At 74.5% G+C, this 14,195-nt stretch carries 13 protein-coding genes; 4 read left to right on the forward strand and 9 right to left on the reverse strand.

The annotated features are described in order from the left end of the window. The first annotated feature begins 36 nt into the window (after positions 1 to 36). A complete protein-coding gene (locus tag OHT61_RS07065) occupies positions 37 to 1,434 on the forward strand; it encodes an FAD-binding oxidoreductase (protein ID WP_329036033.1) in 1,398 nt (465 codons plus the stop codon). A gap of 98 nt (positions 1,435 to 1,532) precedes the next feature. Next, complete coding sequence (locus tag OHT61_RS07070) at positions 1,533 to 3,167, forward strand: PucR family transcriptional regulator (RefSeq protein WP_329036035.1); 1,635 nt, start codon at positions 1,533 to 1,535, stop codon at positions 3,165 to 3,167. A gap of 4 nt (positions 3,168 to 3,171) precedes the next feature. Here OHT61_RS07070 and OHT61_RS07075 read toward each other — a convergent pair whose 3' ends face one another. The 5 genes from OHT61_RS07075 to OHT61_RS07095 all read right to left on the reverse strand — a co-directional run bounded on the left by OHT61_RS07075 (position 3,172) and on the right by OHT61_RS07095 (position 8,304). Beyond that, positions 3,172 to 4,251 (reverse strand): glycosyltransferase family 4 protein, encoded by a 1,080-nt coding sequence (locus OHT61_RS07075; RefSeq protein WP_329036037.1) that lies wholly within the window; start codon positions 4,249 to 4,251, stop codon positions 3,172 to 3,174. Positions 4,252 to 4,426: 175 nt separating this feature from the next. Beyond that, a complete protein-coding gene (gene recN / locus OHT61_RS07080; protein ID WP_329036038.1) occupies positions 4,427 to 6,172 on the reverse strand; it encodes a DNA repair protein RecN in 1,746 nt (581 codons plus the stop codon). A gap of 83 nt (positions 6,173 to 6,255) precedes the next feature. After that, a complete protein-coding gene (locus OHT61_RS07085) occupies positions 6,256 to 7,179 on the reverse strand; it encodes an NAD kinase (RefSeq protein ID WP_329036039.1) in 924 nt (307 codons plus the stop codon). Beyond that, the gene (locus OHT61_RS07090; protein ID WP_329036041.1) at positions 7,176 to 7,991 is read right to left on the reverse strand and encodes a TlyA family RNA methyltransferase; all 816 of its coding nucleotides are present in this window, start codon (positions 7,989 to 7,991) and stop codon (positions 7,176 to 7,178) included. Before OHT61_RS07090 ends, OHT61_RS07085 begins: the two co-directional genes overlap by 4 nt. A 7-nt stretch (positions 7,992 to 7,998) precedes the next feature. After that, on the reverse strand, positions 7,999 to 8,304 hold the full coding sequence (locus OHT61_RS07095) for a hypothetical protein (RefSeq protein WP_443049368.1): 306 nt from the start codon (positions 8,302 to 8,304) through the stop codon (positions 7,999 to 8,001). A gap of 42 nt (positions 8,305 to 8,346) precedes the next feature. Between OHT61_RS07095 and OHT61_RS07100 the strand changes: the two genes are divergently transcribed. Beyond that, positions 8,347 to 8,694, forward strand: a complete 348-nt coding sequence (locus OHT61_RS07100) for an SCP2 sterol-binding domain-containing protein (protein WP_327120030.1) — start codon at positions 8,347 to 8,349, stop codon at positions 8,692 to 8,694. Between the two features lie 38 nt (positions 8,695 to 8,732). Here the strand turns inward: OHT61_RS07100 and OHT61_RS07105 are convergent, their stop codons facing one another. The 4 genes from OHT61_RS07105 to OHT61_RS07120 form a co-directional block, all read right to left on the reverse strand. Next, complete coding sequence (locus OHT61_RS07105) at positions 8,733 to 9,536, reverse strand: ABC transporter ATP-binding protein (RefSeq protein ID WP_329036044.1); 804 nt, start codon at positions 9,534 to 9,536, stop codon at positions 8,733 to 8,735. A gap of 56 nt (positions 9,537 to 9,592) precedes the next feature. Continuing rightward, positions 9,593 to 10,651 carry a FecCD family ABC transporter permease gene (locus tag OHT61_RS07110; RefSeq protein WP_329036047.1) on the reverse strand — a complete coding sequence of 353 codons (1,059 nt, stop codon included), beginning with the start codon at positions 10,649 to 10,651 and terminating at the stop codon, positions 9,593 to 9,595. Beyond that, a complete protein-coding gene (locus tag OHT61_RS07115; protein ID WP_329043132.1) occupies positions 10,648 to 11,607 on the reverse strand; it encodes a FecCD family ABC transporter permease in 960 nt (319 codons plus the stop codon). The genes OHT61_RS07110 and OHT61_RS07115 overlap by 4 nt, the downstream gene beginning before the upstream one ends. Positions 11,608 to 11,806: 199 nt before the next feature. Next, complete coding sequence (locus OHT61_RS07120) at positions 11,807 to 12,835, reverse strand: HAD hydrolase-like protein (RefSeq protein WP_329036049.1); 1,029 nt, start codon at positions 12,833 to 12,835, stop codon at positions 11,807 to 11,809. A 72-nt stretch (positions 12,836 to 12,907) separates the two neighbouring features. On the opposite strand from OHT61_RS07120, the gene OHT61_RS07125 reads away from it, so the two are divergent. Then, on the forward strand, positions 12,908 to 14,191 hold the full coding sequence (locus OHT61_RS07125) for a DUF1015 domain-containing protein (protein WP_329036051.1): 1,284 nt from the start codon (positions 12,908 to 12,910) through the stop codon (positions 14,189 to 14,191). Positions 14,192 to 14,195: the final 4 nt, after the last annotated feature.

Consider the following 14,195-nt stretch of genomic DNA (forward strand, 5'->3'; position numbering starts at 1 on the left):
GAAGGGTCCTGTCACGCCCTGCGAAGGGGGCTCAGCATGACGCCCCGCACGACCCTTCCGGACGCCGCCCTGACGGGCCTGCGCTCCGGTTTCGCCGGTGAGGTCCACGCGCCCGGCGACCCGGGCTACGACGAGGCCCGCAGCGTCTTCAACAGCATGATCGACCGCAGACCCGCGGTGGTCGCCCAGTGCGCCTCCGAGGCGGACGTGGCGCGTGCGCTCGCGCTGGCCCGCGACCGGGACCTGGAGGTCGCGGTGCGCGGGGGCGGCCACAGCGTGGCGGGCATGTCCGTCAGCGAGGGCGGGCTCGTCGTCGACCTGCGCCGGATGTCCGGGGTGAGTGTCGATCCCGGGGCCCGGTCGGCCCGCGTCGGCGGGGGCGCCGTGATGAGCGACCTGGACCGGGCCACGCAGCCGCACGCGCTGGCCACGACGGGCGGCCGGGTCTCCACCACCGGCGTCGGCGGCTTCACCCTGGGCGGCGGCTCGGGGTGGCTGGAGCGCAAGTTCGGACTGGCCTGCGACAACCTCCTGGCAGCCGACGTCGTGACGGCGGACGGGGAGACCGTGCGCGCGAGCGAGGACGAGAACCCCGAGCTCTTCTGGGCGCTGCACGGCGGCGGCGGGAACTTCGGCGTGGTCACGTCGCTCACGCTGCGGCTCCACGAACTCCCGGCGATGAGCATGGTGCTGCTGCTGTTCCGCCCCGAGAGCGGCCCGGACGTGGTGCGTACGTACCGGGACGTGATGGAGTCCGCCCCGGACGAGGCGGGCGGGGCCTGCATCTACATCACGGGGCCGCCCGAGGAGTGGGTGCCAAAGGAGCTGGTGGGCCACCTCGTGTGCGCGGCTCTGGTCACCTTCGCCGGTACGGTGGCCGAGGCGCGCGAGGTCGCCGCGCCCCTGCTGGCGCTGGAACACGAGGCGGAGATCGTCGACGCGGTCGGCTACGCGGACCTCCAGTGCATGCTGGACGACCCGCCCGGCCTGCGGAACTACTGGTCGGCGGAGTACCTGGACGGACTGCCCGACGAGGCGGTGACCGCCTACTGCGCGGGCGCGGCCACCCTGCCCGTCCCCACGAACTCGCAGCACGTGCTGTTCCCGATGGGCGGCGCGGTCGCGCGGGGGCCCGCCGACTACCCGCTGCCCTGGCGCTCATCCCCGTGGGCCGTGCATCCCTTCGGCGTCTGGGAGGGCGAGGCGGAGGACGAGCGGGTCAGGCGGTGGGTGCGCGAGGTGCGGGGCGCGATGGCGCCGTGGGCGAGCGGCGCCGTGTACCTCAACTTCATCGGGCGCGAGGGGCAGGAACGCGTCGTCGCCGGATTCGGTGAGCGGGCCTACGAGCGGCTGGCCGCGGTGAAGGCGCACTACGACCCGGACAACGTCTTCCGTCTGAACCACAACGTGAAGCCAGCGGTGGCCGTGGTGTGACGCGCCCGGGCGACGCCCGGTAGCTTCCTGGCCGGGGCGTTCGCGCCCCGCGTCGGCGAACACGCGGGCGCACGAGTGGAAGCACGAGGCCGGAGCCAGTGGAACAAGAGGGCGGGATCACCGTACGGCGGGCGCTGGAGCTGCCCGGGCTGCGCGGCGGGCTCCCGGAGGTGCTCACGTGCGAGGACCGGCTGGACCGCCCGGTGCGCTGGGTGCACGCGGGTGAGGCGCCGAACATCCCCGCACTCCTCAAGGGCGGGGAACTGCTGCTCATGACGGGCCTCGGCCTCGGGACCCGGCCGGCCGAGCAGCGTGCCTACGTCCGCAGGCTGGCGGACCGGGGCATCGCCGCCCTGGTGGTGGAGCTCGGTCCGCGCTTCGACGTGCTGCCCGCGGCGATCGTGGACGCGGCGCGGACGGCGGGGCTCCCGCTGGTCCAGCTGCACCGCGAAGTGCCGTTCGTGGCCGTGACCGAGGAGATCCACACCGAGATCGTCAACGGGCACTACGCGCTGCTGCAGCGGGCCGAGGAGGTGCACCGGCGGTGCACCCGGGCGGTTCTCGAAGGGGGCGGGGCGCCGCAGGTCCTGCAGATCCTGGCCGACTTCACGGCCAACCCGGTGTTCCTGGAGACCCCGGACGGCAGGCTGCTCTTCGCGGCGGGCACCGGGACCGGGACCGGTCCCGTGGGCGCCGATCCGCTGCAGGTCTGGGAGGGGCTGCGCGGCGTACGTGCCGCGCGCGACGCGCCCCCTGCGGGAGCCGTCCTGGTGGAGGTGCCGGGTGGCGGCGCGGGCGCCGGAGCGGTGCGGGCCCGGCTGGTGCTGCTCGCCGTGTCGGGGCCGCTGGTCACGGTCCACCGGATGGCGGCGGAGCGTGCCGCGGGCATCCTGGCGGTCGTGCTGATGCAGGCCCGCCAGGAGGAGGAGGTCGCGGCGCGGGGCCGGGGCGACTTCCTCACCGATCTCGCCGAGGGCCGGGTCGCGCCGCAGGACGCGCCGGCCCAGGCGGGCGTCCTGGGGTTCAGGCCGGGCGGGGATCCGCTGCTGCCGGTGGTGATGCGGCTCGCCCCGGAGTCCGCCCCGTCGGGCAGTTGGGCGCTGCTGGCCAGGGCGGTGACGGAGGAGCTCGCCGCGGTGGGGGCGCCGGTCCTGGTCGGGGTGCGGCCGGTGGAGGACAGGGTGCCGCTGCTGCTGGCGCTGCGCCCGGAGACGACGCGCACGGCGCTCGCGGACCGGGTGGCGGCGGCTCTCCGGGCCGGGGCGGAGCGGGCGGGCCTGGAGCGGGCCGGGGACCGCACCCCGGTCGTCGTGGTGGTCGGGGCCGCGGGAGGCTGGGCGGCGGCGGGCCCGGGACTGCGGCACGCCGCTGAGGCGGCTGCCGCCGCGCAGGGGCTCGGGGAACGCCCCTGGTACGACGCGCGGAGCCTGGACATCGACCTGCTGCTGTGGCGGCTGCGCGACCACCAGGACCTGGCGTCCTTCGTGGACCGGGCGATCGGGCCCCTGCGGGAGCACGACCGGACGTCCCGCCCCGCGCTGCTGCCCACCCTGGAGGCCTACCTCGCGCATGCGGGGCGGAAGGCGGAGGCTGCCCGGGACCTGCACCTGAACCGGCAGACGCTCTACAACCGGCTGGCCCGCATCGGTGACCTGCTCGGCACCGACCTGGACGACCCGCAGGCGGTGCTCGCCCTGAGCCTGGCCCTGCGGGCGCGCCGGCACACCCGCTGAGGGCTCACGCCCGGACGGTGGCCGACGGCTGGGCCAGTTCGTCGTACACGGACAGGACGTGGGCGATGGTGTCGTCCTCGGTCGGCCAGCCCGCGGCCTGCGCGCGCCCGGCGTCGACGAGCCGCTGGCGCCGCTCCGCGTCGCCGAGGAGGCGTACGACGCCGGCCGCCAGGGCCGGCGCGTCCCCGGGCGGCACGAACGCGGCGGCGTCGCCGACGAGTTCGGGCAGACCGTGGCCGCGGGCCGCGACCAGGGGGACACCGCGGCGCAGCGCCTCCCGGGCGAGCAGTGCCCCGGCGTCGCCGCGGTCCGGGAGCACGGCCACGTCGGCGGCGGCGAGGAGCGCGCCGATGTCCTCCCGGCCGTCCGCGAGGACGACGGGCAGGCCCTCGTCCGCGATCCGGCGCCGCAGCGCCCCGGACCAGGTGTCCTCGCCCACGACCACCAGCAGGGGCACGGGGTCCAGCGCCTGCCACGCACGAGCGGCGTCCAGCAGCGTGCCGTCTCCGTCCTGGATGACGGAGACGAGGAAAGGCCGTCCCACGGCGCCCAGTTCGGCCCGCGTCTTGTCGGCGTCCGCCGTGTCCCCGAAGGGACTCGCCGGGACGGCCGCCGGGGCGAGCCGGGCATCCCGGGCGCCACGCCGGCGGGCGCGGTCGACCAGCTCCCACGACGTGCCGAGGACGACGGCCGCGGCCCGCGCGGCCCTTCGCTCCAGCAGGCGCAGCAGCCGGCCGTGGGTGCCCTCGGCGTGGACGCGGGAGTGCCAGGTCATCACGAGCGGTGTGCCGCGTCCGCTGACGGCGATCGCCGCGCGCACGGCGGCGTGCAGGCCGTGGGCGTGGACGATGTCCGCACCGGTGCAGGCGGTGCGGAGGGCGGCGACGGCGGCGGGGTCACTGCGCCGGGGCACCGCGACGAAGCGGGCGCCGGTCGCGGGGAGGCCGTGGGCGCGTCCCGCGCCGGCGGGGGCGCAGACGGTGACCTGGACCCCCCGGGCGATGAGACCGGCGGCGAGCGAACTGACGTGAGCGCTGCTTCCGGCACCACCGCCGAGGACTTGGACCGTACGCAGCTGTGACACGTTGATCGGCTCCCGGAGCTCCCGAGTCGGTGGAAGGTACAGCGCCAAGGATGCCAGTCCGTACGCACGTTCCGGGACCGATGAAACGTTGCTCCCGCCGTCTCCCCCGAGACGGGCCGCCCGTCTCACTCCTACGAGTGAGACGGGCGGCCCGGAACTGACGTCCGCCGGTCTCTCAGCCGTCGGCGCGCGCGGTCTCCAGGAGCTCCTCGGCGTGGGCGCGTGCCGTCTCCGAGTCCTCCTGGCCGGCCAGCATCCGGGACAGCTCCCTGACGCGGTCCTCGCCCTCCAGTACCGTGACGCCGCTGCTGGTCACCGATCCGTCCACGGTCTTCTCGACCAGCAACTGGCGGTCGGCGAAGGCCGCCACCTGCGGCAGGTGGGTGACGACGACGACCTGCGCGGACCTGGCGAGTTTCGCCAGCCGCCGGCCGACCTCGACGGCCGCCTTGCCGCCGACACCCGCGTCGACCTCGTCGAAGAGATAGGTCGGCACCGGGTCGGAGCCCGCGAAGACCACCTCCACGGCGAGCATCACCCTGGACAGCTCACCGCCGGACGCGCCCTTGGCGATCGGCCGGGGCTGCGCACCGGGGTGGGGGGCGAGCAGCAGCTCCACCTCGTCGGCGCCGGACGGCCCGTAGAGCACGCTCCGGCCGCCCACGTCGATGCCGGACGCCTCGTCCGCTGCCTCGGTCTGCCGGATGGCGAACGAGACCCGGGCGTGCGGCATCGCGAGCGACGCCAGCTCCTGGGTCACGGCGGCGGCGAAGCGCGCGGCGGCCTCCGTCCGGGCGTCGCTCAGCTCCTGCCCGAGGGCGGAGAGTTCACCGCGCAGCGCGTCGCGCTCCGCCGTCAGTTCCCCGATCCTGTCGTCGTCGCCCTCCAGCTCGGTGAGCCGGGCGGCGCCTTCCTGCGCCCAGGCGAGTACGGCGGTGATGTCCTCGCCGTACTTGCGGGTGAGCGCGGCCAGCGCGGCCCTGCGCTCCTCCACCGCGGCGAGCCGCAGCGGGTCGGCGTCCAGCTGGTCGGCGTAGCCGGCCAGCTCTCCGGCGACGTCGGCGAGCAGGATCGAGATCTCGCCGATCCGGTCGGCCAGCGCGGCGAGCGCGGGATCGTGCGCCCGCACGGCGTCCAGGGAGCGTCCGGCGGCGGCGACGACCGTGGTGGCGTCCACGCCCTCCTGGTCCTCCGGGTTCCCGGCCAGCGCCGCGTGTGCCAGGGCGGCCGCGGACGCCAGGGCCTCGGCGTGGCCGAGCCGTTCGGCCTCGGCGGCGAGTTCGGTGTCCTCGCCGGGCAGCGGCTCCACCGCGGCGACCTCGTCGAGGCCGAAGCGCAGCAGATCCGCCTCCTGCGCCCGCTCCCTGGCCCGGGTGGTCAGCTCGTCGAGCTCCGTGACGGCCGCGCGCAGCCGCCGGTAGGCGTCGGAGTACTTGGCCTGCGGCACGTCGACACCGCCGCCCGCGTAGCGGTCCAGGGCCTGGCGCTGCCTGGCCGGCTTGAGCAGGCCCTGCTGGTCGGTCTGGCCGTGCACGGCGACGAGCTCGTCGGCGAGTTCGGCCAGGACGCCGACGGGCACCGATCTGCCGCCCAGGTGGGCGCGGGAGCGCCCTTCCGCCGAGACGGTACGGCTCACGAGCAGCGCGCCGTCCTCGATCTCGGCCCCGGCCTCCTCGGCCCGCACCGCCGCCGCGTCGCCCGGGGACACGGTGATGCGCCCCTCGACGACCGCGGCCTTGGCACCGATCCGCACCAGGGCGGGGTCGGCGCGGCCGCCGAGCAGCAGCCCGAGGCTGGTGACGACCATGGTTTTGCCCGCGCCGGTCTCGCCCGTCACGGCGGTGAAACCGGGTGACAGCTCCACCACCGCGTCGTCGATGACTCCGAGCGACCGTATCCGCATCTCCTCCAACACGGACATGACCTTACGAGGTCCGGAGCCCGGTGTGCGACGGACCCCGGTGACCGGTTCACTCACGCGGGTGTGAGCGGCGGGCCCGAAGATCAGTGCGGAGCGCCCCGCCAGCCCTGCACGGGCAGCGCGAACTTGGCCACCAGGCGGTCGGTGAACGACGCCTGGTGGAGCCGCGCGAGCCGCACGGGCACGGCGCCGCGCCGCACCTCGACCCTGGCCCCGGCGGGCAGCTCGACGGTCCGGCGCCCGTCGCACCACAGCACGCCGTGCGGAGTGTGCTGCTGGACCTCCACGGCCAGCACCGAGTCGGGCGAGGTCACCAGCGGCTTGGCGAACAGCGCGTGCGCCCCGATCGGCACCATGAGCAGGGCCTCGACCTCGGGCCAGACGACGGGGCCGCCCGCCGAGAAGGCGTACGCGGTCGATCCCGTCGGGGTGGCGCAGACGATCCCGTCGCAGCCGAAGCCGGTCACCGGCCGGCCGTCGATCTCCAGGACGACCTCAAGCATCCGCTCGGGCGAGACCTTCTGCACCGCGGCCTCGTTGAGCGCCCAGTCGGTGTGCACGATCTCACCGTTGCTGCGCACGGCGACGTCGAGCGTCATCCGCTCCTCGACCTTGTAGGCCCGGGTGACGACCCGGTCGACGACCTGGTCCAGGTCGTCGCGCTCGGCCTCGGCCAGGAATCCCACCCGTCCGAGGTTGACGCCGAGCATGGGGACGCCGGAGGCGCGGGAGATCTCGGCCCCGCGCAGCAGCGTCCCGTCCCCGCCGAGGACGATCAGCAGCTCGCAGCCGTCCACCGCGGCCGGCGCGGCGGCCGTGACGGTCTCCACGGAGGCCGGCAGCGGGAGGTCCTCGGCCTCCGCGGCCAGCACGCGGACGCCGAGGCCGCTGCGCAGCAGGCCCTGGACGACGAGCTCGGCGCTGCGGACGGCCGCGGGGCGGCCGGTATGCGCGAGCAGGAAGACAGTTCGTTCCGGGTTACCGGCTTGTGCCGCATGCGTCGTCAACGGGGCCCCTCCGCCACTGCACGGTCGACGTCCGCGGGATCCAGCTCAGGTGCGCCGGCCCGCAGCCACAGAAAGTATTCGACATTTCCCGACGGCCCGGGCAGCGGGCTCGCCGTCACCCCCTGGACGCCGAGGCCGAGGAGTCCGGCCCTGCGCGCCACCTCGCGTACCGCTTCGGCCCGCAGCTCGGGGCTGCGGACCACACCGCCGGTGCCGAGGCGCTCCTTGCCCACCTCGAACTGCGGCTTGACCATGAGCACCAGATCGGCGTCGGGGGCCGCGCAGCGCGCGAGGGCGGGCAGCACCAGGCCGAGCGGGATGAACGAGAGATCCCCGACCACCAGGTCCACCGCCTTCCCGTCGATCTGCTCCAGCGTCAGCTCCCGTACGTTGGTACGGTCCTTGACGGTGACGCGTTCATCCGACTGGAGCGACCAGGCGAGCTGGCCGTACCCGACGTCGACGGCGACGACGTGAGCGGCTCCCGCCCGCAGCAGGACGTCCGTGAACCCGCCGGTCGAGGCCCCGGCGTCCAGCGCCCGCCGCCCCTCGACGCGCAGCCCGAGGGGTGCGAAGGCGGCGATGGCGCCCGCGAGTTTGTGGCCTCCCCGCGAGACGTACTCGGGATCGCTGTCGTCCTTGACGACGACGACGGCGGCACTGGTCTCGACCTGGGTCGCCGGTTTGGTCGCCGTGGTGCCGCCGACGGTCACCCGCCCCGCCGCGATCAGCTGGCTCGCGTGCTCACGCGAGCGGGCGAGCTTGCGGCGTACCAGCTCGGCGTCGAGGCGGCGACGTGCCACTCCTGCCACGTTCGGTTCAGCTCCTGATGTCGTGCGCGGGCGTCGGTGCGGGGGCGGCGTCCAGAGCCGTCAGCTCTTCGCGCAGCCCACGGTGTACATCCTCGTACACCTCGGTGTGGCCGTCGGCGGCGAGGTGGTCGGCGTCGGCCAGCCGCTCCAGCCGCGCGTCCACGCCGGCGTGACCCGTCGGGGTCCGCGCGACGCCCAGCGGCTCGGGCGGGGCGGGGTCGTACGGGGCCGCGTCGGGCGGGGCGGGCCGTGCGGCCGCGCCGCCCGCCTCGGCCCGCTGTGCCGTGTCCGGCCCCGGCATCCAGTCGCTCATGCGGGAACGCTACCCCGAAGGGCCGGTGTACCGTCGGTGACGATGGCGACCATGGAGGAGTGCCGCAGCGCACTCGACACACTTTCCGGCAATCTGGCGGGCGCGGACGGCGACGTGCGCGGCGCCGCCGACCTCGACCGCTCGCTGAGCTGCCACATCAGGGATCTCGACGTGACGTTCACCGGGCGGCTGGCGCACGGGCGTATCCAGGTCGTGGACACCCTCGACGGCCCGCCCCGGGAGAAGGCCGAGATCCGGCTCGCGATGACCGGTGACGACCTGGTCGCCATGGTCGACGGCCGGCTCAACTTCGCCAAGGCCTGGGCGTCCGGCCGGGTGCGGCTGGAGGCGGGCTTCCGCGATCTGCTGAAGCTCAAGTCGATGCTCTGAAGCTCGAGCCGGCGCTCCGGACCGGGGGCGTCCGGGCGTCAGGCGGCGGCCCCGGTGCGCTTCCTGCGGGCCGCCGGCACCACCAGCGGCGTCCCCGTCTCCGGGTCGTCGATGACCTGGCACCTCATCCCGAACACCTCCTCGACGAGTTCCGCCGTGACGATGTCACCGGGCGCCCCCTCGGCGACGACCTTCCCTCCGCGCATGGCGATGAGGTGGGTGGCGTAGCGGGCGGCGTGGTTGAGGTCGTGCAGGACGGCGACCAGGGTCCGCCCCCGCGTCTCGTGCAGTTCGGCACAGAGGTCGAGCACGTCGATCTGGTGCTGGATGTCGAGATACGTCGTCGGCTCGTCGAGCAGCAGCAGCGGGGTCTGCTGGGCGAGCGCCATGGCGATCCAGACGCGCTGGCGCTGGCCGCCGGAGAGCTCGTCGACGTACCGGTCGGCGAGTTCACCGACACCGGTGGACTCCATGGACTCCTTCACGATCCGCTCGTCCTCGGGCGACCACTGGCGCAGCAGTCCCTGGTGGGGATAGCGCCCGCGCGAGACGAGGTCGGCGACGGTGATGCCGTCGGGGGCGATGGAGGACTGGGGCAGCAGGCCCAGCGTCCTCGCGACCTTCTTCGCGGGCAGCCGGTGGATGGACTCCCCGTCCAGCAGGACGTCCCCGCTGCTCGGCTTCAGCATCCGGGACAGTGCGCGCAGCAGGGTCGACTTGCCGCAGGCGTTGGGGCCGACGACGACCGTGAACGAGTGGTCGGGTATCTCCACCGAGAGGTTCTCGGCGATGACCCGCTGGTCGTAGCCGAGGGTCACCGAGTCTGCGGTGAGGCGCTGCATGGTCGTACTCCCGGATTCGGTGGGCGTGGTCTGCGAGGGGTCCGGCGTGCCCGGTCTCATATGCGTCCCGCCCGGCGCTCGGACACCAGCAGCCACAGCAGGTAGCAGCCGCCGAGCACGCCGGTGACCACGCCCACGGGGAGCCGGCGGTCCCCGAAGGCGTTCATCGCCGTCCAGTCGGCGACGAGGAGCAGGGCCGCTCCGGTGCCGGCCGCCGCGGCCAGGTTGGGCCCGGGGGCGCGGGTCAGCCGCCGGGCGACCTGCGGGGCGCTCAGCGACACGAAGACGATGGGGCCGGCGGCGGCGGTCGCGACGGCGACGAGCAGGACGGCGCAGCCGAGCAGGACGACCCTGGTGCGCTCCACCTTCACGCCCAGCGCGTGCGCCGCGTCGTCGCCCATCTCGATCATGCGGAGCGCCCGGCCGTGTCCGAGGATCACCGGGAGCAGCGCGCAGCAGACGGCGAGCAGCGGCCACACCTGGGCCCAGTCCCTGCCGTCCAGGGAGCCGGTCATCCAGACGACGGCACGGGTGGCGTCGACGAGGTTGGCCTTGGTGATCAGGTAGTGGATCGCGGCGGTGAGCATGGCGGCGGCGCCGATGCCGACGAGCACGAGCCGGTAGCCGTGCACGCCGCGCTTCCAGGCGAGGAGGTACACGGCCACCCCGGTCAGCAGGCCACCGGCGACGGCCCCCGCGGCGACCTCGGTGGGGCCGCCGTGGAAGAGCACGATCACTGCGAGGGCGCCGACCGCGGATCCCTGCCCGAAGCCGAGGACGTCGGGGCTGCCGAGCGGGTTGCGGGAGACGCTCTGGAAGACGGCCCCGCCGGCACCGAGCGCGGCGCCGACGAGGAGCCCGACCAGGACCCTCGGCAGCCGCAGTTCCGTGACGATGAACTCCTGCTGGAAGGTGCCGTTGCCGAAGAGCGTGGTGACGACCTCGCCGGGGGACATCGGGTAGTCGCCGCTTCCGATGAGCACCACGGCCGCGAAGGCCGCCACCGCGAGGACCAGCGCGATCACCGCGAAGGTCCGGGCGTCCACCCGGAAGGAGAACCCGCCGGCCGTCCGCACGGCGTGGACCGTCCTGGTGGTGTCCTGCGCGGCCTTCACAGCTGGGCCATCCTCTTGCGTCGTACGAGATGGATGAAGACGGGTCCGCCGAGCAGCGCGGTGACGATGCCGACCTGCAGTTCGGAGGGCCGGGCGGCGACCCGGCCGACGACGTCGGCGCCGAGCAGCAGCACGGGCGCGAGGACGGCCGCGTACGGCAGGATCCACCGCATGTCGGGCCCGGTGATGGTGCGGACGAGATGCGGGATCATCAGCCCGATGAAGACGATCGGGCCGCAGGCGGCGGTCGCGGCCCCGCAGAGCAGGGTGACGGACACCATGGCGAGGACGCGGGTCCGGGTCAGGTGGGCCCCGAGCGCCCTGGCGGTGTCGTCGCCCATCTCAAGGGCGTTGAGCGGCCGGGCGATGAGCAGCGACAGCACCACGCCGGCCGCGATGAACGGCCACACCTTGCCGACCGTCTCCGTGTCGGCGGAGGCCAGCGAACCGACGGTCCAGAAGCGCAGCCGGTCCAGGGCCGCCGAGTCGAGCAGTTGCACGGCGTTGACGTAGCCGTACAGCGCCGCGGTGACGGCCGTGCCGGCGAGTGCCAGCCGTACGGGGTTCGCGGACCGGCTGCCGCCGAGGAGGTACACGGCCACGGACACCAGCGCGGCGCCGCCGAACGCGAACCAGACGTATCCCGTCAGGGATGTGACGCCGAAGAAGCTGATGGCCGAGACGACGGCAGCGGCCGCGCCCGCGTTGACGCCGAGGAGTCCCGGCTCGGCGAGGGGGTTGCGGGTCAGCGCCTGCATCACCGCCCCGGCGAGTCCGAGTGCGGCCCCGACGATCAGCCCGAGCACGGTGCGCGGGACTCTCACGTCCCGGACGAGGACGTCGCCGTTCGTCCCGGAGTAGTGGAACAGGCCGTGCCACACGTCGGAGAGCGGCAGGGCCTTCGCGCCGACCGCGACACTCGCGAGGCACACCAGCACCAGGACGCCCACGGACACCAGGAGACCGGCGGCGCGGAACGCATGGCGCCGGGCGCGCCCGGACGTGTCCGGCGCGGCTGCGGAACCGGGACTCGATTCGGGGGGACTCTCGACCAACACGTGGTTAGGTTAGCCTATCCTCCCGCTGGGCCAACTCTGTGGTGGCGCACCGGGTCCGGGGCTGCCAGGAGCCCCGGGCGCCGTCCGGTGCAAGGAGCTAGAGGTCCAGTTCCGCCACGGCCTCGGCCCAATCCAGTCCGCACGCGCCGCCCCCGGCATGCGTCCACGCGGCCGCGCACAGGGCCCGCAGCCCGTCCACGGGGTCGCCGCCGCCCTCCAGCGCGAGCACCTCCCCGCGCACCAGGGCCGTCCAGCCGCCGCAGCGGAACCCCTCCCCCTCCGGCGACACCTCGGGCTGGCCGGTCAGCAGGCCGCGCAGGTCCCGGTCCACGTAGGTCGGCCGGTACCTGGGTTCGGCCGCGAGCAGGTGCGCGGCGTCGGTCACCCCGGTGAGGACGAGCAGCGAGTCCACGCCGCCGTTGAACGCCCCCTCGATGTCCGTGTCCAGCCGGTCCCCCACCACCAGGGGCCGCTCGGCCCCGGTCCGCAGCACCGTCTCGCGGTGCATCGGGGGCAGCGGCTTGCCGGCCACCTGCGGCTCGGCCCCGGTCGCGATGCGCACCACCTCGACGGCGGCGCCGTTGCCCGGCGCGATGCCCCTGGCGCTCGGGATCGTCAGGTCCGTGTTGGACGCGAACCACACGGCCCCGCCCGCGATCGCGTAGGCCGCCTCCGCGAACCGGCCCCACGGAAGGTCGGGCCCGCCGTATCCCTGCGCGACGGCGACGGGCTCGTCGTCGGCGGACTCCACCGGTACGAGGCCGCGCTCCCGCAGGGCGACGCGCAGTCCCTCACCCCCGACCACGAGCACCCGCGCCCCGGACGGAAGCTGATCGGCCATCAGCCGGGCCACCGCCTGCGCGGACGTGATGACGTCGGCGGGCTCGGCGGGCACCCCGAGCTCCGTCAGGTGCGCGGCCACGGCGTCCGGTGTCCGCAGGGCGTTGTTCGTCACGTACGCCAGCCGCATGCCGCCCTCCCGGGCCGCGGCCAGCGAGTCGACCGCGTGGGCGATCGCATGCCCGCCCGCGTACACCACACCGTCCAGATCGAGCAGAGCGGTGTCGTACGCCTCGTTGAGCGCCTCGCTGCTCCCGAGCGGCCGGGACCTGTACTGCTGACTCATATGCCTGCGCTCCTCTTTCCATGCTTCTCCCCCGATCATCGCGCATCGCGGGAGCGCACATACGATGCACAAATGAACACATCCGGGCCCGCCGCCGGCAGGGGACTGCGGCTGACCCCCTTCCGCGGACTGCGGTACGTCCCCGACCGGGTCGGCAGCCTGGCGGCGGTGACCTCGCCGCCGTACGACGTCGTCGTGCGGCCCGACGGGCTGCACCACCTCGAGTCCGCGGACCCGCACAACATCGTGCGGCTGATCCTCCCGCAGGCCGGCACGGCCGCCGAACGCCACCGGCAGGCCGCCGCGACCCTGAAGAAGTGGCTCGCGGAAGGCGTGCTCGCACCGGACCCGGAACCCGTGCTCTACGTCTACGAGCAGCGCTCCGGTGACATCCTCCAGCGCGGTGTGATCGGCGCCCTCGCGCTGTCCCCCGCTTCCGAGGGCATCGTCATGCCGCACGAGGACGTGATGGCCGACATCGTCGAGGACCGCGCCGACCTCATGCGGACCGTGGCGGCGCACCTCGAACCCCTGCTGCTCAGTTACGCGGGCGGCGACGACGGGCCGGACGGCGCGGCGGCCGTCATCGAGCGGGTCGCGGAACGTCCGCCCCTGCTCGACACGACCACCGAGGACGGGTTCGGCCACCGCCTCTGGGCCGTCCCGGACCCCGGCGAACGGGCCCGCATCGAGTCCGACCTCTCCCGCCGCCAGGCACTGATCGCCGACGGACACCACCGCTGGGCCACCTACCTGCGGCTGCAACGGGAGCGATCGACCCCGGGCCCCTGGGACTTCGGTCTCGTGCTGCTGGTCGACACGGCCCGCTACCCGCTGCGCGTCCGCGCCATCCACCGGCTGCTGCACCGGTTCCCGGTCGACCGGGCACTCGAAGCACTCGCCGGCCGCTTCCGCGTCCGCACCCTCGACCTGCCCCTCCCCGGGGCGCTCGACGCCCTCGCGGAGGCCGCGTCGGAGGGAAACGCGTTTCTGCTGGCGGGCGACGGCCGCTTCCACCTGGCCGACCGGCCCGACGCACGTCTGCTGGCCCGCACGATCCGCGCGGACCGGCCGGCCGCCTGGCGGACCCTGGACGCGACGGTGCTGCACTCCACACTCCTGGACGAGGTCTGGGGCATCCCCGACGACCCGCAGCACATCGCCTACATCCACGACACCGCGGCGGTGGTCGAGCAGGCGGAACGGCACAACGCGACGGCGGTGCTGATGCATCCGGTACGCGAGGAAGTCGTCCGGCATCTGGCCCGACAGGGTGTCACCATGCCGCGCAAGTCGACGTCGTTCGGGCCGAAGCCGGCCACGGGCCTGGTTCTGCGGAGCCTCGGCACCGACTGACGCG

The organism is Streptomyces sp. NBC_00178 (assembly GCF_036206005.1).
GTDB lineage: Bacteria > Actinomycetota > Actinomycetes > Streptomycetales > Streptomycetaceae > Streptomyces.